This is a genomic window from Aquimarina discodermiae (genome assembly GCF_040786235.1).
In the GTDB taxonomy this organism is placed as follows: Bacteria; Bacteroidota; Bacteroidia; order Flavobacteriales; family Flavobacteriaceae; genus Aquimarina.
In genome coordinates, this window is the sequence record NZ_JBFMKP010000007.1 from 122,333 (window position 1) to 145,146 (window position 22,814).

Genomic DNA, 22,814 nt, shown 5'->3' on the forward strand with positions numbered 1-22,814 from the left:
TTTTGGAGAGTATTTTAATAGCCTATGTATTTTTTCTTGTAATTCTACCTGTGCAATTAAGTCCTCATCATCCTCAAAAATGTCACTGGTTTATTTTATGATATGATCTTTGTGTTTTTTTCGAACTTTAGCACTTCTTAGGTAATCCAGGCATTTGTTTTTGGCTGCTACATACAAAAATGATTTTAATGAAGTATGAATTACAAGGTCATTTTTCTTTTCATATTTTTTTATAAATATTTCTTGAGTAATATCCTGTGCCAAATCCATATCAGACACATACTGATTCGCAAATACTGCTAAGGGTTTAAAGTATTCTTTAAAGATAGCTTCAAAAACCCCAACATTATTATTTTTGATATGCTCTATGATAAGTTTATCTCTCAGGTCGCTCTAAAAATTACATCTTACAAAAGTCGAATTACTTCTAAAAAAACGAAAACATTTTAAAGATATTACAAAGACATTATGCCTCAGAGTATTTAATGGTACTTTGTTATAAACATGACGAAACAAAAAATTGGTATCCTATTGTATTCAAATCTCGAACAATTGTATTCTGACCAAAAACTTATTTAGTAGATCTGAATACTATTCTGCAAAAAATATCAAACTTAATCAAATTTGCATTATATTTATACTACCCCTTTCTCAATACTTATATAAAAATCAACTGATATAAAAGTTATTGTTTTGATTTTTATTATTAACACTATCCACATCTGTCAAATAGATTTATTTATTACATTTTTGACAGATAAGAAGTATCATTTCCATCATTCTAGTAAAAAACCTTAGGTCACAAAATTTAATAAATACGTTAAAGTTGATTTGGCAAATACCTTTTTAACACTATATTAATGTGAATTATTTAGTTGCATTAGTAAGAGTTATAAACCCTTAAAGCCTCATTAAAAATTTAATCAAATTGAATTTAAAACTGAATAGGTTTGAAGCGATATTTACTATTTATTTTACTAATTTTTAAAATGTCATTTATCTGTGCTCAAGAAAATGATTCCTGGATTCTTGGTACTGGCATAAACATCGTTGATAATTCTGGTAGCCAATTTAAAGAATTAATTAACATAGAAGAAAACTGGAATATTTCTCGCTTACTTAAAATAACAATGGAAAAAAGATTCAAATATGACTATGGAATCGAAGCTTCTTTTACATTAAATGAATTTTTGAAAAAGAAAAAAATAAATAGCGAATTAAATACCCAAAACCGTAATTATTACGCAATTGATATTATGCTAAAAAATTATGTTTCTAATTATTGGAAAGATCCTAGGCATGCTAAAAACATAATGTATATTATCGGTGGTTGGGGAGGAAACTTTTTTAATGGAGGAATTAATAATAGCTTCAATATTGGCATTGGTATCAATTTCAAAACGAGTTATAAAACAAGTCTTAATTTACAAACTTTGGGTAAGTTTTCTATTGATAACAATACACCTGGAAATGCCAATCATTTACAACATTCTGTTAGTTTTATATTTCAACTATGGGAAAATTCTTATCGAAAGTCTTATAAAAAATCTATTGCCAATACTACATTCTAGTAATCCATAAAATATACCCCTAAACCTAAAAAGCATACTAATATATTTTGAGGTCTAGGGGCTAAAAAGAACCAAGTGATTTTGATTGGTTATTTAATCATTATCCGCGATGTTTTATAAAATCCTTTATCTCCTGTAATTTTAACCAGATACATTCCAGATTTAAGATTGTTTAGCACGAGTGTTTGTTGCGCATTGTTTAAGGTTCCTAAACCTTGTTGATATACCATACGTCCATTCAACCCAAATATTTCTATTTTACTGTTTGTTACTGGTTGATGGGACGATACATGTATCTCGCCATTAGAAAGTGTTGGGTATAATACTGGCCCTTTTATAACTTCTTCTGGTTTAACAACTTCAACTACTTCTTCGGCAATTTCTTCAATTACCTCTTCTTGTTCATCTTCTTCTGTAATGTCTTCTGTAGCACTAGATGAGTTTATAGAACGTATTGCCCAACCAAATGATGTAACAAAAGGATCAGATATTAACCTAAATCGGATCACTATTTTATCTCCTTCTTCAAAAAAGTTAAGTAGATCTATTGATTGTTCTTTAAACAAATTATCATTTATTGCTGCAGCGTCCCCTAGGTTATATACTGCGGTCCACTCAGGAAATCTTTCTGCATCATAAATATCTAATTGTTTCCATTCTTTTAAATCTGTAGATGCATCTATAACAACTACATCATAAAATTGATTAGGAGTTGGATTAAATTCTACTATTGCTACATCTTCGTATTTAAAATCTTTATATTCCTGACTAACAATAATCGGATGTTTTAAAACGGTTTGGTATTGCGTTCCGTTTTCGTACGGGTGGTCCCTATTATTTAGTACAGGTTGACTCACCGTTTCGTTAACATTGTCTATTACAAATTCTCCGCTATACGTATACACATCTGACGGTTCAAAAGTTTGTATGGTTACCAAAGAAGACGGATCTTCATAATCTACGATATCAAATTTAAGAATTGACTGTATTGAAGTGCTTTCGTTTCCTATAGCTTGCAACCCGATACTATGATTGCCCTCTTCTACTCCTTCTAACAAATAAGTGAATTCTGCTCCGGCTGCTATATTATCGGTTATTTCGTCTATCTCTTCTCCATCCAAAAAGATTTTTATTGCAACAATATCTTCATTTTTCTGAGTATAAGTAATCACTGCATTCGTATTTGATATCGATTCCTGATCAATGCTTACAATAGTTGGCGGTGCATAATATGATGGTGGTTCATATCCTTCTAATTCTTCTAAAGTGGCACTCCAAACTCCTCGACCATGAGTTGCTAATACTACCTCATCATTCACTATTTTCATTTGCCATACAGAGAACGCCGGTAACCCTGCTAATAAGGCCCAGTGCTTACCTCCATCCAGCGTTTGAAATACTCCTATATCGGTACCTACCCATATCCTATCTTTATCAAAAGGCATTTCTACTAAACTATGAATTGCAACATCAGGAAAACCTCTATCCTCTCCTAAAGAGAAGCCAGAAATGTCCTCCCAGGTTTGTCCCAAATCCTCTGTTTTAAGAACTTTGGCGGCTCCTTGCTGAGAAAACAAGACATACGCTCTATCTTTACTGGTTGGCGATACACCAATCCCCGAAATAGTGTTATCATGTGTAACACCATCTCTTGGATCTATAAATACTGAAGTTGGCTTAAAAGAAATTCCGTTATCTTCTGAAACGTGCATTACAAACTCACCCGATTCTCTTATCGCATTTCCGGCCCATACGACATCAGGATTTGCAACAGAAACTTCTACATCCAACGAACTGGATACTCCTCCATTAGATCTTATAACTGCATAATTATCAGGTATCGGTGTTAACTCCCAGGACTCTGCAAAATTTCCCGATCTCCATATTCCACTTACACCTGGGCTAAAAAGTGTATTAGGGTTATTATTTGCATTTGCTATTTTAGAATAAAATGGTGATCCTCCTACTCCAGATTCTCCATGGCTGGCAAAAAAGCCCTGCCCATTAACATATCGTAAAAATCTATTGTACTGAGATCCTCCAATAATTTTATTGGCGTCATCATAATTCCAAATTACTTCGAAACCATCACCACCTATAATAAATTGATATTGTGTTTCATCATTGGCTTGATTACCTGTTAAAGAAATCCAGGTACCATTATCTTGCGCTCCTGCTATATAATCGCTAACCCCATTACGTTTATCTGCTCCATAAAACTGCGTGCAATTTAATCCCACAGCAGCCGTAGACCAATCATTAAGGGTTGTTCCTGGATCTAATAGATAATCTGTATGATAAATCCCTCCGTCGTTGGCCAAAAGAAGTTTAAATTTCTTTTCTGGAAACCTAGTTATATATGCTAGACCGTGTTGATCTACATGCACATAATCATTTAATTCATTGTTATATCCTGCTGCAATAGGTTGTGCCTCATAGAATAATTTTTTACCCTTTATCTTTTTTCCTGCTTTTTTTATTTCGACTCGATTTACAATTACTCCTCCTGTATAAAATACATTTTCGTTAAAAGGATGTGCCATAATTACATTATCATACCAACCTTGCCCTGTAATTAAATTTCCCTGAGCCGGAGTTCCTTCAAATTCTAAAAGGGTAAAGGATGCTCCTGCATCACCAGAAACATAAAAATCTGTATTGACAGCAGTGGTTGCCCCACTAAAAGAAAAAGCAGAAATAAGTACCTTATTGGGATTTACAGGTGATACATCTAATTCAAAACGATAATTATTAGCGTTATAATCATTTTTATCTAGTACCAAGTCCCAAGTTACTCCTCCGTCAATACTTTTAACTACTCCTATTTCGGACACTCCGGCATATAAAACATTAAAATTAGTAGGATCATGATTTATATCTTGTACATTACCTTTATCATACGTATGTTGCCAGGTTTCTCCGCCATCATTGGTAACATAAATACCGGTACTACTTGCTACAATTAAATTATTATCATCTTCAGGGTTTAGTGCCAGCCTTCCTATTCCACCAAAATTCTTTGTGTTACTAAGATAATCCCAGCTACGTCCTTCATTCGTAGTTTTTAAAAGTCCAATACCACCTATGGCGTCCAGATTACGAAAAGGTTCTCCTGTACCTATATACAGTTTCCTAGAATTCGTCTGACTTATTGCAATAGTAGATGTTGCAAGGTTTGGCACTTTATAATCTGTTAGATTTTCCCAAGTTTTACCAGCATCAATGGTTCTCCATAACCCTCCTCCTACAGAACCGGCATACCATTTATCAGGATTATCAGGAGCTACAGTAATACCACGTACTCTTCCTGGTACATTAACAGGTCCTCGTTCTTTCCATCTAATAATACTAGCTCCTTTTTGTTTAGAATTGGAACTTCTTTTTAACGCTTTTTCATGTTCTACCATCAAAAAGCCTCTTTTATAAGTTGGATTATTTGCATCTATAGGTTTCAAAATATTCTTCCTATACGCAGCCATCTCTTCGATTCCTTTTCTTTTCTGGTTGGGGTTTTTCCTGTATTTTTTTGTTGTCTCAACTTCTGGATTTATAATGGAGCTATCTGTTGGAGTTGAAACCGAATTTGTGTTACACGATGAGTAAATTATCAGTAGTAGAAGTAAAATAGATAATTTTCTAAAGTAAGATTTGTGTGTTATCATAATACATTAATTATTTAGGTTAATAATTGTTATTTGCGTTTGAGTTTTATCTTTAGTAAGTGAAGAATTGTCATTTTTTTTAGGATCTGGGACATATAATGTACCTATATAGGGAGTTAATTTTAGTGAGGTAACATCGTTCCATTCTATTTTACTACCTCTATAATGTCCATCTTTAATAATTTCTTTGGTAGTGGTATTACGTACTTTATAAAAAAAATGAGTGGCTGGGTCCCCTTGTTTTATAGTCCTGCTTACAATCAACTCCAAGGTTTTATCACTATTCATCATAGAAATTTCTTTTTTATAGGAATCAAATATGGGGGTAATAGGTTTCATGATCTCTGAGTTAGCATCATTCTTTTTAATCGTTTTACATTGACTAAAAGAAAACATGGTAAAGGCAAGTAAAAAGCCGGTTAATCTTTTTTTATGAATCATTACTCCTTGGTTTTAAGAATCAACGAGAGCGGGGGGCAAATAACATATAGCTTTTAAAACTATACTAATAATGATGCCTTTATTAAAAGAAAACAATCAGGTTTGTGAATTACCTATATATTATTTTTCAAAGGCTAATTACACTTAAAATATTAAGAAACATTAGTGAATCAGATATAGTCCTAATTTAACTTTTTTTTTGAAGAAAATGTAGATTATGATGTTAATTAAAACCTAATACATTTGGTAATAAAATAGAAGAAAGCATAAAAAAGCCGTTAAATGAACTTAACGGCTTTTTTTATCATTATTCTTATTCAAAATTTGCTTCATAAAACAAATTAAACTCTATACTATACAGTTACTGTATACATTTTATTTCTTAATTCTTTTATTTTTGAATCTCTCATATACTCATCAAAAGTAGCATAACGATCAATAACTCCATTTGGGGTTAACTCTATAACTCTATTTCCTACTGTTTGCGCAAATTCGTGATCATGAGTAGTAAATAAAACTGTTCCTTTAAACTTTTTAAGAGAATTATTAAAAGCTGTAATCGATTCTAAGTCAAGGTGATTTGTAGGTTCGTCTAGCATAACTACATTTGCTCTTGTCATCATCATTTTTGACAGCATACATCTTACTTTCTCTCCTCCCGATAGTACATTTGATTTTTTTAAAGCTTCTTCTCCACTAAAAATCATTTTACCTAAAAAACCACGAATAAATACTTCTTCTCTTTCTTCTTCTGTTGTTGCCCATTGACGCAACCAATCTACCAATGTAAGATCATTTTCGAAGTATTCGCTATTATCTGCTGGCAAATATGATTGAGTAGTAGTAATTCCCCATGCAAAATCTCCATGATCAGCCTTTTTCTTACCATTTAGAATTTCATAAAAAGCGGTCGTAGCTCTAGAGTCTTTAGAAAATACAACTACTTTATCTCCTTTAGCAAGATTAACATCTACTCCTTTAAAAAGCACATCACCATCCTGACTAGCCGTTAACCCTTCTATATTTAATATTTGATCACCAGCTTCTCTATCACGTTCAAAAATAATTGCAGGATAACGACGACTAGAAGGTTTTATATCTTCAATATTTAGCTTATCGATCATTTTCTTTCGAGAGGTAGCTTGTTTTGACTTTGCTACATTGGCACTAAATCTCGCTATAAATTCCTGTAGTTCTTTTTTCTTTTCTTCTGCTTTCTTATTTTGTTGAGCTCTTTGTCTAGCTGCTAACTGAGAAGATTCATACCAAAACGTATAATTACCGCTATAGTTATTTATTTTACCAAAATCGATATCTGAAATATGTGTGCATACAGCATCTAAAAAGTGTCTATCGTGAGATACTACAATTACTGTATTATCAAAGTTTGCCAAAAAGTTTTCTAACCAAGAAATAGTTTCATAATCCAGATCATTGGTAGGCTCATCCATTACTAAAACATCTGGGCGCCCAAATAAACATTGTGCTAGCAAAACCCTAACTCTTTGCTTGGTATCAAGATCAGACATCAGAGTATAATGTAAATCTTCTTTAATACCCAGATTAGATAGCATAGCCGCAGCATCACTATCTGCATTCCAACCATTCATTTCTTCAAATTTTACTTGAAGCTCTCCTATCTTTTCTGCATTTTCATCTGTATAATCTGCATATAAAGCGTCTATCTCTTTTTTTATCTTATAGAGTGGTTTATTACCCATTATAACAGTTTCTAAAACCGAAAACTCATCATATGCATAATGATTCTGTTCTAAAACAGACATTCGTTTTCCCGGTTCTAAATGTACATGTCCGGATGTAGGTTCTATAGATTTTGAAAGAATTTTTAAAAATGTAGATTTTCCAGCCCCATTTGCTCCGATAATACCATAGCAATTACCTTGTGTAAAAGCTGTATTTACTTCATCAAAAAGTACGCGTTTACCAAATTGAACCGAAAGATTTGAGACTGACAACATAATGTAAAAAATTGTAAAGTTAATTTTGCCGCAAAAGTAGAAAAATGCTTTTAGAACTTGAAAAGAATCTATGACTAATTTAATCGTATTAAACAGAATCCTCTTGTTATTTGATAAACAAACTAATTCATCAAAAAAATATGCTTTATTCTACTCATAAAAAGCATATTTACATCTCTATTTATTATTACAAAACATGTACTTATATAAAAATTCACATGATATTATAATAATAAAAACCAATAATTGTATTGATATACAACCTTTTTAAGCAGAATTAACTTATAATTAACAAACTCAAAAAGAGTTTCCTTTTATTTTTGAACTTACAGCAAATTTATACCCCAAAACACCATGCAACGAATTGTAAACGTTTATCTTATAGATATAATTTTGATTTCCTGTTTTTTATGTGGCTGTAATACCTCTATAGAAGAAGAAAAAAACTATGCCTATTTTGGTGGGGAAATAGTAAATCCAAATACCAATTATATCGTTATGTTTAAAGGTAACAACTATAACGATACGATAAGACTAGACAAAAATAACAGGTTTTTGTACAAAATAGAAAATTTGGAAGAAGGTGTTTATACTTTTAAGCATAATCCAGAGAATCAAGTTGTTTTACTAGAAAAGGGAGATAGCATACTAATACGCTTAAATACTATAGAATTTGATGAATCTCTGGTGTTTACAGGACAAGGTTCAAGAAAAAATAACTTTCTTATTGATATGTATTTGCAAAATGAGATTGAGCGTAAAAAATTAACAAGAGCTAATTTTATGTCACCTTCTTCTTATTTTAAAAAGAACCAAGATTCTTTATTAAATAATAAATTGGTTGCTTTTGATAAGTTGGTTCAAAAAAATGAATTGAGCGATCTTGCAAAAAAAATCACCCATTCTACTATAGTTTTAGATTATTATGGCAGACATGAGATATTTTATAATAGTAGGTACAAATTAGGAGGAATGGATCTTATTGAAAAATTACCTCCATCCTTTTTTAGTTACCGTAATAGAATAAACTTTAATGACAATGATCTGGAGAGACTATATTCGTATCATAGATTTTTAAATTATTATTTTGCAAATGCAACTATTGCCAACTATGGCAAAAAACTACCTCAATATCATGATCCTTTTGGAAATACAATCTATAGACTAAAAATGATTGATAGCCTTATTGATCATTCTTTTATCAAAAACAGTCTTTTAAGAGGAACTACAATTCGTTTTCTACTCGATAGTAAAAACAATAAAGAGTCTAATCTAGTATTAAATCAATATTTAGCGGTAAGTTCTAATAAAAAGTCACAACGAGAGTTAAAAAAATTATCTAAGTCTATTTCAAACCTACGCCCAAACAAATTAATTCCCGATCAAGATTTGATCACATCAAAAGGTGAAATTGTAAAATTATCCTCTCTTTTTAATAAACCTATTACTGCACTCTATTTCTGGTCTATGGAAAGTAAAGATCATTATGTGAGAGCACATAAGAAAGCGGCTTATCTTAACACTTTATATCCTGATATAGATTTTATAGCCGTAAATACAGATGGTGACCAAACCAAAAATTGGTTAAAAACAATACAGAGGCATCACTATAAAACTAACTATGAGTATGGTTTCAAATATCCAAAATGCTCTTCTGAAGAATTGGTTATTCATTACAGAAACAAAGTTATTTTGGTTGATAACCAAGGTAAGATTATAAATCCCAATGCAGATTTATTTGCTAGTATTTTTGAAAGACAATTGATGCAATACAGCCAATTGGCTAGTCTTGAAAACTAAGATCAATAATATATTTACCAAAAAAATCCCCCTAGGATTCACTAGAGGGAAATTTATATATTTAAAAAATAACTTTTAGTTTTTTAGTTTCCTTTTTTATAATCTTCAAGAAACTTTGCCAAACCTATATCAGTAAGTGGGTGTTTTAATAACCCTTCAATAGAAGAAAGAGGCCCTGTCATTACATCTGCTCCAATTTTAGCACAATCTATTACATGCATTGTATGTCTTACAGAAGCTGCAAGGATTTCTGTATTAAATCCATAGTTATCATAAATCATTCTAATTTCTGCAATAAGATTAAGACCATCGGTAGAAATATCATCAAGTCTTCCGATAAAAGGAGAAACATAGGTAGCTCCTGCTTTGGCTGCTAACAAAGCCTGACCTGCAGAAAACACCAAGGTACAATTGGTTTTAATTCCTTTATCACTAAAATATTTTATTGCCTTAATACCATCCTTAATCATTGGTACTTTTACAATAATTTGCTCGTGTAATTTTGCCAACTCTTCACCTTCCTTGATAATACCTTCAAAATCTGTAGAAATTACTTCTGCACTTACATCTCCTGTAACAATTTCACATATTTTTTTATAGTGATTGATTATATTTTCTTTTCCCGTGATACCTTCTTTAGCCATCAAAGATGGATTTGTGGTTACTCCATCCAGAACTCCTAAATCTTGCGCTTCTTTGATCTGATCAAGATTTGCAGTATCAATAAAAAATTTCATATTTCTACGTTTAAAATTGTTGTGTTTAAATTTTGTACTTTTCGTTTAGCACGCGAATATAAAAAATAATCATCCTTGTCTTATATTATATTCGCTTTTTAACCTTAAATTTTATAATTTACAAAAGTAACTCTTTAAGTTTTATTTTTAATTTTCGTCTATGAAAGCGGTTATAACTTATAATGATTCATTAATAATCTTTCATATGCTTTATCCGGTAAAATTCGTTTCAAGACTATCGAAAACTTTTGCATAAAAGCTCCTACTTTATAATGTACTTTTGGATGTTTGCTATTTATAATTTCATAAACTGCTTTTGCCATATCCAAAGGATCACTACCAGAATCTACATGACTATCCATTAAATTTAGAGTATCTCCATACGGTTTCTTATAAGGTGAATCTTCGATAACGGGGGCATGATAACGACCAGCAGCAATATTGGTTGCAAAATCCCCAGGGGCTACATTGGTCATATGGATATTGAAACTTTTTAGTTCCATTCTCCAAGCCTCTGTGGTCATTTCGAGCGCCGCCTTGGATGCACTATAAACTCCTCTGTAGGGTAATCCCATATAAGCAGCTATAGAAGTTATATTTATAATTAATCCACTACCTTGCTTGCGCATTGCAGGCAATACCGCTTTGGTTACATTAACAGGACCGAAATAGTTAGTGGTAAAATTTTTAATAATTTCTTTCTCAGGAATCTCCTCTATTGGTCCCGTTATACCGGCTCCAGCATTATTTACCAATACATCTAATCGACCATGCTCTTGCAAAATCGTTTCTACAGCAGTCGAAATACTTTGTGTATCACTAACATCCAACTGTAATAATGCAAACTCATTAAAATCGGTAAATCTGGACGGATTTCTACTGGTACCATATACAACATAGCCTCTTTGCGCCAAGTAGATGCCAATCGATTTTCCTATTCCAGAAGATCCCCCTGTTATTAATACTACTTTATTATTTTGATTTGTGCTCATGGTGGCAAATATACAATTATGGCATCATGAAAGTAATAGATAAAGTATAGATTTTTTGTATAAAAAAAGTGCAGTTATCAATATTGCAATAAACACACAACATCTTATTCTTTCAACAGTTTATGAAACATATCTGCTAGTCTTACTTCTATAAACTTAATTATCTTTTCTTCTGGTTTATCATTTTGGTACATAGAGAATACCTTTGCTGCATTAAGCTTTTTAAGTGTTTTTATATCTCCCTTTGCGTTTTCTATATCATCTGGTTTAAGATTCCATTTTAGTAATGATTTAAGAAGTATGGTGTGCGCTTCATATCTCTTTTCTAGTACTTTTTGTCGTTCAAGATCCTCTGGATCTTTTTCTTCGGCACTATTAATTCTTGCACTCAATACTGTAAACTCATCTCTAATTTGCCTATCAATATCATTAGCCTCTTGCACTAATTTTAAATACGCCTCATAGATTTTTTGATTATAAAATTCAGCAAAATCCAGGTAACTATCCATTTCTTTAAGATAGGCAATAGCGATTTCTTTATATACTTTTTTATCCTTTTCTTCAGTTTCTTTAAGTTGTTCTTCTAATTCTCCTAATTTGCCTTTTTTATCCTTAATAATATGGGCAAACCCTTCTTTTTCTGGTAATTCTAACAATTGAGGTGTAATATCCTTTGGTAAACCTTCAAAACGATATTTTCGATATTGAATCTTAATCGAATCATTATCAATTTTTGGTTTCTTTTTGATTTTAAGTTTGGGTTTCTTGAGACCAAAAGCATAGTTATATCCAAATGTTGCTGTAAATTCACTTAAGCCATCATTATTTCCTCCATTTCTAAATAACTGTATCGCATTTAGATTAAAGTTATGTCGTTCTTTCAAGGTATAAGTGACCGTTCCTCTAAAATTACTCACATTCGTTGTAGATACAGCACTATTAGAACTATTATAACCTGCCGATAATCTAGTATTTAACGTTTTTTTTAAAAATCTTTTTCCTATACTTAAAGTAGGTCCCCAAGTAGTTGCTTCTTCTCTACCAATTGTATTATAGGTGCCATTAAGTGCCGTTGTAATAGTTAAACTAGTCTCAGAAAAACTAAGAGTATGCCCAAGGTTTATATTATGAAATGTAGAAGCATCTCCTAACCGTACTATACCCCCTTCTTCATTGGTCACATCATTTAAAGAATAATTAAGGCTAAGATTCTGATTAGAAGATTTTGCATTAGACAATATATAATTAACAGCTAATGTTGCGGTTTGTGATAACTGTCTAAAATCTAATTCTTCAATCTGTTCATCTAATAGATTTGCGTCGTTAATATCATCAAATTGATTGGGCTTGACATTGGTAAATGTTGAAAAATTAGAATAAGAACCGACTATATTAAGTCGTTCGTTTACTGCCAAAGTAGCATTTAAAGCTCCTACCGTTCGATTTGTATTATTGGCTTTTAGGTTATCCAAATCATCTCTTTGATACCCTATATTTAGTGCCAAAGATAATTTGTCATTAAAAAAGGTATTTGAAGCGTCTAACGTAATATTCTCAAAATCGTTATTAAAAAAATACGCTCCCAAAGTTTCGTAACCGGGATCAATTCGCTCATACCCTACTCCCAGATTTATTCTTCCTATTGCATATCCCAAGCGACCTTTTATTGCTTTATAATATTCTGTAGAAATTCGATTATTAAAAATGGTAGCGATTGGTGAAAGGTCAGAATTATCAGATTCTTCTGCTCTAGTATCTTTTGTTATTGCAGTAGTCGCATACTCTGCAGCAAAACTAAAACTTTTCCCTAATTTAACTTCTCCTTCTAGACTAAGCACTAAATTTTCTTGTGGTAATACATTTTTAGCTTCAGGAATTGTATCTATCGAATTTTGATTATCCTTTGCATAAAACCCTATAATACCAATTTTATATCGCTCTTTTTCATAACTGGTTTTTAGCCCATACCCCATACGGTTATATGCAGGTACTGTTCTGGGATCTTCATCATCTTCTGTAGCTTTAAGTAATCGCCCCGCCATAGCACTCACCTTGATCGCTCCCGGAGGCGTCAAATCAACTCCACCACCAGTAAATTGATGCCCACTTAAAGTATATGGAGAAAAAGTCATAGTTACATTCCCGATATGCCCAGTGATCCATTTATATTTTGGATGCAAACTTATACGATTAAAATCAAAAGGTAATTGATAACCTAAGTCTTCTCCTTGATTAGAAAAACTATAGGATATAGGAACAGAAAAACTATAAATATTAACATTTAAAGCACCTTGCAAAAAATAGGTAAATGGTTCTCTATTCTTGTTTTGATTAGAATCAAAATAGACTCCACTAGCAGATACCTGACCGCTAACCTTTATAGGCTTACTTTTTGTAATGGTCTCATAGTCCAACGTTTGACCGATAGACCATAGCGGTAATACTAAGAATACTAGTAGTAGTTTTCTCAAATGCTTTACGTTAAATAGATTCCCTTCAAAAAATGATTTGGTGCGTATCCCTCAACTCCTTCATAATAAAGAAATTGAATTGGCGAAATAACAAAATTTTAAGATAATTACCAAAGAAAAACAACGTATTCTAGATAACTATAATTTTGCGGTTACTGTAGTTTATTACTGTCTATTTTACTGATACTATATCAAATTACTCCAGCAAGACAAGTAATATAGATTTAATACGTTTTACGACTAATTATTACTATTTAGTTAAATTTTAATATCAAAAAACCTCTAGAAAGCGTACTGCTCTTTTAGAGGTTTTATAAACTACAAGTATTCTTTTTAGAAAAGAAAAGCCTAAAAACTAACCTTAATTTTTAGAATATGTTGTTTTAGAGATGATCGTTTTCCCATCTTCTTCACGAGTCTCTACAATGGCAAATGCAGTTCCTGTAAACTCGATAGTTACTGTATTTGTGATATCAGCAAATTTAAACTCATATTTACCATCCCCAAGGTTTTTCCAGGTTCCTGTGGTATCATCTGCAAGAACACATTCGTCTTCTGCATTTGTATCATAATATAAGCTTTTATATGTACCATCTTCTTTATAATCGACTGTAGATTTTTTCTCACAATCAGAAACAGCTACTACCTTGGTACTGTTATCTATCTTCTCAGAAGTTGTTATTAGTTTCCAGGTTCCTAATATCTGATCTCCTCCCCCATCATCATCCTTATTACATGATGCAAATAATATGGTAACAACTGCAATTAGGCATAAGCATACATTTTTCATAGTGTTTACTGTTCTTTAAGTTAGTGTAAATTTGATTTTTAAAAACGACGAAAATACAAAAAATTGATCAACTTTTTGATTTAATCATTTCCTATATGCTATGCTAACTTATTATAGACTTTATAAAAACTACTCTTGTTTTGATATACATGCCTAGCTATACAAGACTTTCCGCTAAGTCAGGAGACTTTGCGGAGCCGGATTTAGTATTATCGTAACCATTACCACAAAAAAACAAAACCGTGACCAATACGCGCGATATATCGCAGAAGTAACCTACAACAACACCAACTTATCAGAAGGGGTCGCTAAGATTTGGGGTGAGGAATCATAAAACTACCATTCTAATTCACCTTGTTGTCTAAAATGTTGTGCAGTAGAACCAAACTGATAACCAAGAGCAAAAATGTCTGATATTTTATATTTAGTTACTTTAATTCTTGCAAATACTACTTCATCGTAAATAAATTTTACAATTTCAAAATCTGTTTTATATGTCTTATTGTAGTTCTCGACACTTTTTTTGATGAGTATATCATCTCCTGTAATAATTTCAAACTCTAAAGGCTTATCTAACTCCATCTATTAATTTTATTTCAATATTTGGGAACATGTCACTAAACTGTTGAATAATACCTTGACATGAAGCACAATATGGATTTTCTGAAACAATTTTTAGTGTTCCCGTTATTTTATCATTTACTTGTCCTTTTACACCACCTAGATCATCAGCCAATTTATTAAGCATTTTAAATTCTGAATCAGTATTTCTAAGCCATGTTGTACCATTGCTTCCTGTAACAGGAATAGCATCAAAAATTTGAGGCTCAATATCAGTGTTAGCGAACTCCCTATTAGTAAAATAATGAAAAGTAGACTTCTCAATCACATTTGCTTTCAAGGTTCTTGAAAACAATTCTATAACAAGAAAAATTGATAATAATATATACTTTAGAAACTTCATTATAAGCTAATGCTCTTTATTTTTTATACCTTAAATAACCTATCTCTTGATACTCTTCTTCAATAGGTTTTCTCTCAATATTTGAGTCATAAAAATCTAGTTTCCAAAGATTATAATATTCTAAATCTTTATACTTTTTATCTTCTTTTAATACATCATATAAATCATAGGAAAACATCCAATCCCTATTTTCTGAACACCCTTTTAATATTGCAACAACATCTTGTTCTAATTCTTCTATTTGATTCTCGGTCAATGCCTTTTCAGGATAGAGATAATCCCATAACCACATTTTAACATAGTTGATTAATTCTTGGTTACTGTATAATGTTGGGTCTTCTAGTAAGTTTGTTTCACTTGCTAACTTAACCCAATCACACTCATTTACAATGCTGTTATCTAATTCTTTTTTCAATTCATCTAGACTAATTGTACCTTTTTCTATACTTATTTTAAGCATTCCAAAAACTTGTGTATTATCTAATCCAGAATCTTCACTAAATGAAGATAGTACTGCTTTTAAGCTAAATCTATTGTTCATTATCTTGTAGGAAACATTGTTACTAGTTGAAAATTACCTGAACTTACTTCTTGATATCTGGCTTCTATTTTAGTTAATTGTTGAAAAGTTGAGCCATTTCTTGGCACTCCTTTACCAAAAATAACTCCATCAGTTGATTCATATATTACTTTATACCTATCAGGAAAATTAGGGTCTTGTATTTTATTTGCAAAAGCTGGAGTATCAGGTCCTATTTTCTTAAGAGCCAACTTTAACTTTTCGGAGCTTTTCAAATTTTGAACTAAAAGGTTTTATAGGGTTATTGGGGTTACCCAATGTCGATCCATCTGGAGCTTTACCAGTGTTAGCTCTTTTTAGTAATGCATCATCAGTAACATCATGCCCATGTCTTTCAAGAACATGTGCATTTGGATGTTGCGTTAATTCAGTAAGTTCAGAGGTATTATAAGGCGATTTATCAGGAACACGTCTAACTGAAAGATTTCCACTACCATCTTTAAAGACTTGATACCCGTTACTAACATCCCCTACAGGTGTCGAACTTGCATTGACAGAGAAGTCATACTTTTCAGGCAGTAAATTATCGTTTTTAAATTCCCCCAAGGTATTTCCTGAAGCATCAGAAAGTTTCAAATTATTACCATTCTTGGATAATTGTACACCTGCACCATCCCAGTCATCTACTCTTTTTAACCAGTCAACATCTATCTTTAGGGTTGTTTCACCTAAGTCGTCCAGTTTCTTCCACGCATCAATTAAATCTGGGTTATCATCAATTGCAGCAGTTAATTCTTCACTAGCATCTGTATCTTTCTTAAACCTATCCCAGCAATCTTGAGAAAATGTGCATAGTGTATTGCATAACAGCAATAGAAAGATTATATATTTTTTTAAAATTCTTATCATCACTTACAATCAAATTTCTTGGTTTTCTTAAGCACTTTTGGGTTTGTTCTTAAATTAAAAGCGATTCCTTCATTCTTCATTTTGGACCAAACATCGACCAAATCGGGGTTAGCCCCTATCTCATCTATAACCTCATTTGATGCGTTGGCAAAATCATCAAGAAAATCTTTCCCTTGATTAGGCAATTTAAGCACTTTTTCCTGAAGATCAGAAAACTCTTTTAATCTTTTTGCCATGCTACCAACTATATTGTCGCTTCCATCTATAACACTCTTAATCAATACGTTTCCATTGGCATCTAATGTTCTTACATCTACATCAACGATATCAATAGATTCGTTTTTATCAAGACCAAAATACTTATTGGCATTTCCTCCTTTTGCTGCAATAGCACTAATGTTACCTTTATTTATCGCCTCTACTACTTCTTTTCTATTACCCGTTAAAGAACCAGAAATATCATTTAGGGATTTTTTATTATTCTCGAATACAATACGGTATACATTTTTACCTCCTTCATTTATTTCTTCTAATAATGGTGCTTTTATGGTAATATTTTTTCCTGATTTAAGCGTGACCTCTATTGATATATTTGCACCTTGTCTAGTAACATTTTTGCTAACATTTCCTGTAGAAGAATTTTTAATTTTTGTATCGGTATCGATCGCAATATCTTTTATTGTATTTGTTATACCCTCTGTAACTTCTCCTCCGGCATCCTTAACATAGTCTTCTATAGCTTCTCCTAGATCTTCTTCTACTTTAAACATTGATTTTATATAGGCTGCAACATTTTTATCAATGGTTTTAGAAAGTCCTAAAGCGGTAAACACATCTTCTTTGTATTCTTTAATACCTTCTTTAAAATCTTTCTTAAGTGTAGGACCAAAATCATTTAATAACTCTCTCCATGCTCGTACAAATTCTTTGGGATCATTTTTTATTAGTGTAGACAATCTTTTAAAAATATAACCCAATGCTTTATCTGTTGGCCCATCTATAAATACATATTTAAGAACATTAACCACACACCCTTGAAAGTCTACTGTCATTTTTGCATTAGAAATATCTATATTATCCCAATTAACACCTTCTATTTTAACCCCACTTTCTAAACATGCTATGAGTATTTTTTGTCTTGTATTTAAATTAACCACCGCATCAAGAACCTCTTTTGACACCTCTATTTTATCTACCGCTTGTAATGCCTTTTTCCATCTTTGTTGATTATCTTTTATCGAAGTAATTTCTTTACCTCCAAAATAATAATTCATCGATGTCTGTATGGCTACATTGGTAGCTACTGCTATCGAGATATCTCTTGCTCTTGCTTTTTCTTTACCTATCTCTCTTAGCGCTGCTGCCCCTGCAACAAATCCTGCCGGGATTGCCAAAGTCGCATACAACGGTATTACAATGAGTTTTTCGGTCATAATCATCCATTCTGACTTTTCGATGTCTTCTCCCCAAAGAATGATATTCTTAAGAATACATGGGTTTCTTTCTGCATGTTCTCTAAATTCGGGGAACGCTATCATTATAGGTTCGTTCCTATATTCTGCCAATAACTCCTCACACTCTTTATAATCAAAATCTCCATGAAAGTATACATAAATAGATTGAACAACCTTGGCAATCTTTTGTTCTGATTTAGACACCCCAAAACCAGGAACCATCTTGTCTATGCTATTATAGATTGTTTTAAACTTGCCCCTATGCAAACTTTCTTCTAGTTTTGGAGTATAAAGGGTATATGCAAATCCTTTCTTTTTTTCGATACGTTAACTCTGGTCCTTTTTTCTGAACTATATCTCTAATGGAATAATTTGTAAAAGGCATTAATATATTAGGTTTATCTACTTCTGTACTTATTTTTGAACCATTATAGACTTCTTTGATTTAGTCTCTAAAAGCTTCTGAAAATGTAAGGTATGTATTCAGTTCATTTTCAATAAGTTCATCAAACTTCTTTTTATTGATAAGTTCATTAACATAGGCTTCTCGTTTTGTTAATGTATTTCTGTCTGGTGGAAAAACTGGGGTTAGAATCTTATGTTCATAATCTGTAAATGCTACATATACTGCCGTAGAACTTTCTGCATTAAGCTCTATAAGACTTTTATTTAAATTATTAAGAAACTCTACTCTTGTTTCTTTACCATTGGTTTTATCCATATAGTATTTTAATGAGTCTAAAGTTCCTCCTGCAATGTATATGTACCATTGGTCACTTTTTTTAAGCGTCTTAGCATGTTCTTTGCTATTATGCTTTACCAAATAATCCAACTGTTCTATTGTATTTTTAATCAAGATAGCTCTGTTTCTTGACCCCACAGAATTCTTCTCTTCAAGAGCATAACTTACTTTAAAAAAGCATACTACTACTAATGATAGTATAAATTTATTCATAGCACTACTTTTTCTCATTTCTAATTTCATCGACAAAACTTTTACCAAAACCCAACCCTACCAAAAGAGGAATAAACCTAACTATCCAATACCCAAATTTATTTTGAGTTATGGTATAAAGTAAAGACCGTATTGCTCTGCTTTTGGTACCAATAGCATCATTTACATATTCTTTATCTAAAGCAAAATCATCAAAACACACAAACATATAAATCCCTACTAAGCAAAGAATTAAAGAGAACCAATTTCTAATACTATACATTTTTCTTAAATATTTTCAATTAATATTTCGATAAACATCGTTACTAATTTTTCGATCAGAAAATCAATTATTTCTTTCTCATCTCGATTTGAGTCAATCATTTCTTTCATTTCTATTAAGAAATCAACCTCCTGATCTTTTATTTTTTCTAAAAAATTTTTAAAGGTATCGCTTTCGGCATCAGACTCATTCAAAACTTTGGCAAACAAATAAATTCCTAATTCGAGCTCGGTTTCATTCAGTTCTATTTGTACCTGACTAACATCAGTTGTATTTACCTCTTCGATAAATTCATTATCAACAACAAAAAAACATCTTCTTCAACAAGTCTTTGATTATCTATTATTTCTGAAGCTTTATTTGCATTTGCTTCTAAAACTTCTCGACCCTCTCTATATATTTCATAAATAGCTTTCTTTAATAAATTTGCCACCTCATTTTTATATTTTTCAGCCTCTTTGTTAGCATCATCCAATTTATCTTAGTAACACGTTTTTTTCTCCTATCATCAAGGTTAATTAGATTGTATCAATATAATCTATTATATTCGAAAAGTAATACACTGTTTTTTTAGCGCATTTTTTAACTGTTGAAAAAGAGTATAAAATCAGGAGGCTCCAATGACTTATTTGAAAATATATTTAATTTAATGAAAGAAAGAATCATACGTGCTGTTTACGATCAAGATACTATAACTGTTTACCAAGCCTATCGATCTGCAATTGCAATTCCTGCTGTAAAAAATCAAAAATTTGTACCTCCATTTAAAATGGAAAGAATGACCTGGATTAAACCCAGTTTCCTTTGGATGATGTACCGTTGTGGATGGACGCAAAAAGAAGGACAAGAACATATATTAGCCATTAAGGTAAAACGTGAAGGTTGGGAATGGGCGTTAAAAAATGCTTGCTTATCTCATTTTATCAAAGATATTCATATTACCCAAGAAACATGGAAAGAAGCCTTACACAACTCTCCTGTACGTATACAATGGGATCCTGAAAAAGATATTTTTTTAAATAAGCTAGACTACCGCTCTATACAAGTTGGTCTTACAGGCATAGCCGTAGAAAAATATGTAAATGATTGGATTGTGTCTATTGAAGATATTTCTGACAAATCTAAGCATATTCATTCCCTAGTTTTAAATAACAAAATAGAGGAAGCAAAACAATTACTCCCTCTTGAAAATATTTATCCTTTGCCTAATACCTTTAAAGAAAATATTATGTATTCTCTTTAAGCTCCCAGTATCTATATTCTTCAGGAATTAAATTATAAACTTCAGAGTATTTACCCATCCATCCATCAACAACTTTCTCCTCCAAATCTTGTTCATAATAATACGAAACAAACAACTTTTTCTCAAAATCTATATACAAAAGAGGTTTAGAATAAACAATATCAAACTCATCTCCTAGCTTTAAAACATCAGGAAAAGAAAAACATAACTCTCTATAATTAACTCTAAACTGTCTTATAAAATCAAAATAAAAATCGAAATCTTTTTCATCCTCAAGATAAGAAGACCAAGAATCCATCAACCAATACTCAACTTCAGCAATACAATAAAAAGATTCATCTTTATACTTCACAAAGGCGACAATACCATTTAAATTATTATTAGATAAATTTAATTTCATCATTTTTTATATTGTTTACTGATTGTTTTTGCTGAACCGCTTATATAATTATCTTTAATTTTATTTCTCCATTTAAGTGGTAATTCAAAAGGATTCCCTTTTGTTGTAGGGTCGACTATTTTTGGAGCTGTTTTACCAGAGTTAAGTAAACTGTTTTTATATTTATCTTGAGGAATAGCAGCTTTTTTTATTTCTAAATCTATTGATTTTGGAACCTCAAACTCTATAATCTCTACGAAACCTCCATCAGGCTCTTTAGCAAATTTTTTAGCAGCATATTCCTCTGCGTGTAGCTTATTAGATATACTAATATTTAAATCAGTTTCTTTATGAAACTTTAATTCACTACCATCAACACTTAAGTATTTAGACAATGGGTGAGAAGTTTGAACACGATAATATTTAACAACACCTTCTCCTCCTGCTACAATTTCGTCTTGATACCTAGCCATTTTCTCAATATACCTTGTGTAATTTTGATGACTAATTAAATCAACTCCACCTTCCTCAATTCTTTGGATAGCCTTAATATAACTTGGATTATTCTTGATCTTACCTAGGAATTCGGTATTGTTCTTAAATTTAAGTTCAAACTTAGCCCATTGTGAATCAGATAATTTTAGAGTATTTTTTACCCCTGTCAACAAATCATCCCCCGCGTTATTGATGTCCTTTACGCTTGCGTAAGATTTTTCAGTTAAAACAAAAACATCATTGGCAACTAAACTTTGTGTACTAAAAACCGTTAGTACCAGTACAATGAGTATGTTAAAAAGCTGCTTCACGATGCTAAAGATAATTAAAAATCCTGCTTCTAAAGCCAGCCGCATCGCCAAACCTATCTTTACATAATTGGGCATTATGGGTACTTCCACACGCCAACCGCCACATCCGCGCCCCATAATACAACTATGTAAAATAGGCGCGCAACTGTTGCTAATATTTAAAATTTGACTTCTAACGAGCTATTTTTGAGGAAGATATTACAATATTATGCTCATATAATCGTGTCGTAGAGCTGTTCCCAAGCGTTGTGGGGTCATTCAATCGCCATTAAGGCTAGTATTTTAAAAGCTAACGGAACTCATCCGCGTATAGCCAACAGCTTCCGTTACCTTTTAAAATAGCTTTTCAGCAAGAGTAAGTAATGATTATTATTGAAGTTGAAGAGCGCAAAGACAGTAACAACTGAGCTTCAACTTTAATAATAATCATAGCCCAACGGCGATTGAGTAAAGCTGCGTTGCACGCCCATAAAGGCGGAGCCGAAGCGTAGAGGAGCAGCCGACGTGGACTGGGAGCGATAGCGGAAGGACACGCCACAAGCTGTTTTTTTTTCAATTGAACAAAAAATAACTACTTCAAAAAAACAGCGCAGTAGGCTGCGACTAAGCGGCGGAGCCAATGTAGTAGCGGTTGTGCTTAAATAACTCATAGCGAAGCGTTCATTCATGGTTGTTAAGCACAAGAGTAGCTACGGGTGATAGAGGAACAGAGTAAGGCTATTTATTTGTAACGTAAACTGACGACCAAAGGTGAGGAAGTTGGAGTGGTATGGAACAAGTGCTATTTTCAGCACTTGTGGAATAACAAAAAATAGCTTGCGGCGTGACGAAGGAACTCCTTTGATAGCTAATAGGCACTCGACCAAAGGGAGTAGCCTA

At 32.0% G+C, this 22,814-nt stretch carries 23 protein-coding genes; 3 read left to right on the top strand and 20 right to left on the bottom strand.

Translation table 11 applies throughout. The features are described from left to right. Window positions 1-90: 90 nt before the first annotated feature. Window positions 91-387 (bottom strand): sigma factor, encoded by a 297-nt coding sequence (locus tag ABW636_RS06195; protein ID WP_367589155.1) that lies wholly within the window; start codon window positions 385-387, stop codon window positions 91-93. A 602-nt stretch (window positions 388-989) separates the two neighbouring features. Here ABW636_RS06195 and ABW636_RS06200 point away from each other — a divergent pair. Then, on the top strand, window positions 990-1,571 hold the full coding sequence (locus tag ABW636_RS06200; RefSeq protein ID WP_367589089.1) for a hypothetical protein: 582 nt from the start codon (window positions 990-992) through the stop codon (window positions 1,569-1,571). An 89-nt stretch (window positions 1,572-1,660) separates the two neighbouring features. On the opposite strand, the gene ABW636_RS06205 is transcribed toward ABW636_RS06200, so the two are convergent. The 3 genes from ABW636_RS06205 to ABW636_RS06215 all read right to left on the bottom strand — a co-directional run bounded on the left by ABW636_RS06205 (window position 1,661) and on the right by ABW636_RS06215 (window position 7,653). Beyond that, complete coding sequence (locus ABW636_RS06205; protein WP_367589090.1) at window positions 1,661-5,233, bottom strand: T9SS type A sorting domain-containing protein; 3,573 nt, start codon at window positions 5,231-5,233, stop codon at window positions 1,661-1,663. 6 nt (window positions 5,234-5,239) lie between these two features. Then, on the bottom strand, window positions 5,240-5,674 hold the full coding sequence (locus ABW636_RS06210) for a hypothetical protein (protein WP_367589091.1): 435 nt from the start codon (window positions 5,672-5,674) through the stop codon (window positions 5,240-5,242). A gap of 353 nt (window positions 5,675-6,027) precedes the next feature. Further along, window positions 6,028-7,653, bottom strand: a complete 1,626-nt coding sequence (locus ABW636_RS06215; protein ID WP_367589092.1) for an ABC-F family ATP-binding cassette domain-containing protein — start codon at window positions 7,651-7,653, stop codon at window positions 6,028-6,030. A 354-nt stretch (window positions 7,654-8,007) separates the two neighbouring features. Here ABW636_RS06215 and ABW636_RS06220 point away from each other — a divergent pair, with 354 nt between their 5' ends. Then, window positions 8,008-9,453 carry a peroxiredoxin family protein gene (locus ABW636_RS06220; RefSeq protein WP_367589093.1) on the top strand — a complete coding sequence of 482 codons (1,446 nt, stop codon included), beginning with the start codon at window positions 8,008-8,010 and terminating at the stop codon, window positions 9,451-9,453. Between the two features lie 83 nt (window positions 9,454-9,536). Here the strand turns inward: ABW636_RS06220 and fsa are convergent, their stop codons facing one another. The 14 genes from fsa to ABW636_RS06290 all read right to left on the bottom strand — a co-directional run bounded on the left by fsa (window position 9,537) and on the right by ABW636_RS06290 (window position 19,982). After that, window positions 9,537-10,190, bottom strand: a complete 654-nt coding sequence (gene fsa, locus ABW636_RS06225; RefSeq protein ID WP_367589094.1) for a fructose-6-phosphate aldolase — start codon at window positions 10,188-10,190, stop codon at window positions 9,537-9,539. Window positions 10,191-10,360: 170 nt separating this feature from the next. Continuing rightward, window positions 10,361-11,182 (bottom strand): SDR family oxidoreductase, encoded by an 822-nt coding sequence (locus ABW636_RS06230; RefSeq protein ID WP_367589095.1) that lies wholly within the window; start codon window positions 11,180-11,182, stop codon window positions 10,361-10,363. Between the two features lie 104 nt (window positions 11,183-11,286). Next, window positions 11,287-13,653 (bottom strand): porin family protein, encoded by a 2,367-nt coding sequence (locus ABW636_RS06235; RefSeq protein ID WP_367589096.1) that lies wholly within the window; start codon window positions 13,651-13,653, stop codon window positions 11,287-11,289. A gap of 361 nt (window positions 13,654-14,014) precedes the next feature. After that, window positions 14,015-14,443 carry a lipocalin family protein gene (locus ABW636_RS06240; protein ID WP_367589097.1) on the bottom strand — a complete coding sequence of 143 codons (429 nt, stop codon included), beginning with the start codon at window positions 14,441-14,443 and terminating at the stop codon, window positions 14,015-14,017. 336 nt (window positions 14,444-14,779) lie between these two features. Further along, on the bottom strand, window positions 14,780-15,025 hold the full coding sequence (locus tag ABW636_RS06245) for a hypothetical protein (RefSeq protein ID WP_367589098.1): 246 nt from the start codon (window positions 15,023-15,025) through the stop codon (window positions 14,780-14,782). Then, entirely contained in the window at window positions 15,012-15,407 is a 396-nt protein-coding gene (locus ABW636_RS06250) for a deaminase domain-containing protein (protein ID WP_367589099.1), read from the bottom strand. Before ABW636_RS06250 ends, ABW636_RS06245 begins: the two co-directional genes overlap by 14 nt. A 16-nt stretch (window positions 15,408-15,423) precedes the next feature. Further along, complete coding sequence (locus tag ABW636_RS06255) at window positions 15,424-15,948, bottom strand: hypothetical protein (RefSeq protein ID WP_367589100.1); 525 nt, start codon at window positions 15,946-15,948, stop codon at window positions 15,424-15,426. After that, on the bottom strand, window positions 15,948-16,178 hold the full coding sequence (locus tag ABW636_RS06260; protein ID WP_367589101.1) for a hypothetical protein: 231 nt from the start codon (window positions 16,176-16,178) through the stop codon (window positions 15,948-15,950). The genes ABW636_RS06255 and ABW636_RS06260 overlap by 1 nt, the downstream gene beginning before the upstream one ends. Beyond that, window positions 16,168-16,800 carry a hypothetical protein gene (locus tag ABW636_RS06265; protein WP_367589102.1) on the bottom strand — a complete coding sequence of 211 codons (633 nt, stop codon included), beginning with the start codon at window positions 16,798-16,800 and terminating at the stop codon, window positions 16,168-16,170. Before ABW636_RS06265 ends, ABW636_RS06260 begins: the two co-directional genes overlap by 11 nt. A gap of 35 nt (window positions 16,801-16,835) precedes the next feature. Further along, a complete protein-coding gene (locus ABW636_RS06270; RefSeq protein WP_367589103.1) occupies window positions 16,836-18,512 on the bottom strand; it encodes a hypothetical protein in 1,677 nt (558 codons plus the stop codon). Window positions 18,513-18,735: 223 nt separating this feature from the next. Then, a complete protein-coding gene (locus ABW636_RS06275) occupies window positions 18,736-19,275 on the bottom strand; it encodes a hypothetical protein (RefSeq protein WP_367589104.1) in 540 nt (179 codons plus the stop codon). Then, window positions 19,250-19,507 (bottom strand): hypothetical protein, encoded by a 258-nt coding sequence (locus ABW636_RS06280; RefSeq protein ID WP_367589105.1) that lies wholly within the window; start codon window positions 19,505-19,507, stop codon window positions 19,250-19,252. Before ABW636_RS06280 ends, ABW636_RS06275 begins: the two co-directional genes overlap by 26 nt. A 5-nt stretch (window positions 19,508-19,512) precedes the next feature. Further along, a complete protein-coding gene (locus ABW636_RS06285) occupies window positions 19,513-19,701 on the bottom strand; it encodes a hypothetical protein (RefSeq protein ID WP_367589106.1) in 189 nt (62 codons plus the stop codon). An 80-nt stretch (window positions 19,702-19,781) separates the two neighbouring features. Then, window positions 19,782-19,982, bottom strand: coding sequence for a hypothetical protein (locus tag ABW636_RS06290; RefSeq protein WP_367589107.1), 201 nt, complete (start codon window positions 19,980-19,982; stop codon window positions 19,782-19,784). A gap of 174 nt (window positions 19,983-20,156) precedes the next feature. On the opposite strand from ABW636_RS06290, the gene ABW636_RS06295 reads away from it, so the two are divergent. Then, window positions 20,157-20,750, top strand: coding sequence for a DUF4291 domain-containing protein (locus tag ABW636_RS06295; protein ID WP_367589108.1), 594 nt, complete (start codon window positions 20,157-20,159; stop codon window positions 20,748-20,750). Here ABW636_RS06295 and ABW636_RS06300 read toward each other — a convergent pair. Further along, on the bottom strand, window positions 20,734-21,153 hold the full coding sequence (locus ABW636_RS06300) for a hypothetical protein (RefSeq protein WP_367589109.1): 420 nt from the start codon (window positions 21,151-21,153) through the stop codon (window positions 20,734-20,736). The two genes, ABW636_RS06295 and ABW636_RS06300, sit on opposite strands and share 17 nt — an antisense overlap. After that, complete coding sequence (locus ABW636_RS06305; protein WP_367589110.1) at window positions 21,150-22,052, bottom strand: hypothetical protein; 903 nt, start codon at window positions 22,050-22,052, stop codon at window positions 21,150-21,152. Before ABW636_RS06305 ends, ABW636_RS06300 begins: the two co-directional genes overlap by 4 nt. Window positions 22,053-22,814: the final 762 nt, after the last annotated feature.

Coding starts and splice junctions, on each gene's coding strand:
- ABW636_RS06200 (WP_367589089.1), top strand. CDS start 990: ATGTCATTTATCTGTGCTCAAGAAAATGATTCCTGGATTCTTGGTACT.
- ABW636_RS06240 (WP_367589097.1), bottom strand. CDS start 14,443: ATGAAAAATGTATGCTTATGCCTAATTGCAGTTGTTACCATATTATTT.
- ABW636_RS06215 (WP_367589092.1), bottom strand. CDS start 7,653: ATGTTGTCAGTCTCAAATCTTTCGGTTCAATTTGGTAAACGCGTACTT.
- ABW636_RS06250 (WP_367589099.1), bottom strand. CDS start 15,407: ATGAAGTTTCTAAAGTATATATTATTATCAATTTTTCTTGTTATAGAA.
- ABW636_RS06275 (WP_367589104.1), bottom strand. CDS start 19,275: ATGAAATTAGAAATGAGAAAAAGTAGTGCTATGAATAAATTTATACTA.
- ABW636_RS06305 (WP_367589110.1), bottom strand. CDS start 22,052: ATGGGGCGCGGATGTGGCGGTTGGCGTGTGGAAGTACCCATAATGCCC.
- ABW636_RS06245 (WP_367589098.1), bottom strand. CDS start 15,025: ATGGAGTTAGATAAGCCTTTAGAGTTTGAAATTATTACAGGAGATGAT.
- fsa (WP_367589094.1), bottom strand. CDS start 10,190: ATGAAATTTTTTATTGATACTGCAAATCTTGATCAGATCAAAGAAGCG.
- ABW636_RS06295 (WP_367589108.1), top strand. CDS start 20,157: ATGAAAGAAAGAATCATACGTGCTGTTTACGATCAAGATACTATAACT.
- ABW636_RS06205 (WP_367589090.1), bottom strand. CDS start 5,233: ATGATAACACACAAATCTTACTTTAGAAAATTATCTATTTTACTTCTA.
- ABW636_RS06220 (WP_367589093.1), top strand. CDS start 8,008: ATGCAACGAATTGTAAACGTTTATCTTATAGATATAATTTTGATTTCC.
- ABW636_RS06300 (WP_367589109.1), bottom strand. CDS start 21,153: ATGATGAAATTAAATTTATCTAATAATAATTTAAATGGTATTGTCGCC.
- ABW636_RS06230 (WP_367589095.1), bottom strand. CDS start 11,182: ATGAGCACAAATCAAAATAATAAAGTAGTATTAATAACAGGGGGATCT.
- ABW636_RS06280 (WP_367589105.1), bottom strand. CDS start 19,507: ATGTATAGTATTAGAAATTGGTTCTCTTTAATTCTTTGCTTAGTAGGG.
- ABW636_RS06210 (WP_367589091.1), bottom strand. CDS start 5,674: ATGATTCATAAAAAAAGATTAACCGGCTTTTTACTTGCCTTTACCATG.
- ABW636_RS06255 (WP_367589100.1), bottom strand. CDS start 15,948: ATGAACAATAGATTTAGCTTAAAAGCAGTACTATCTTCATTTAGTGAA.
- ABW636_RS06270 (WP_367589103.1), bottom strand. CDS start 18,512: ATGGTTCCTGGTTTTGGGGTGTCTAAATCAGAACAAAAGATTGCCAAG.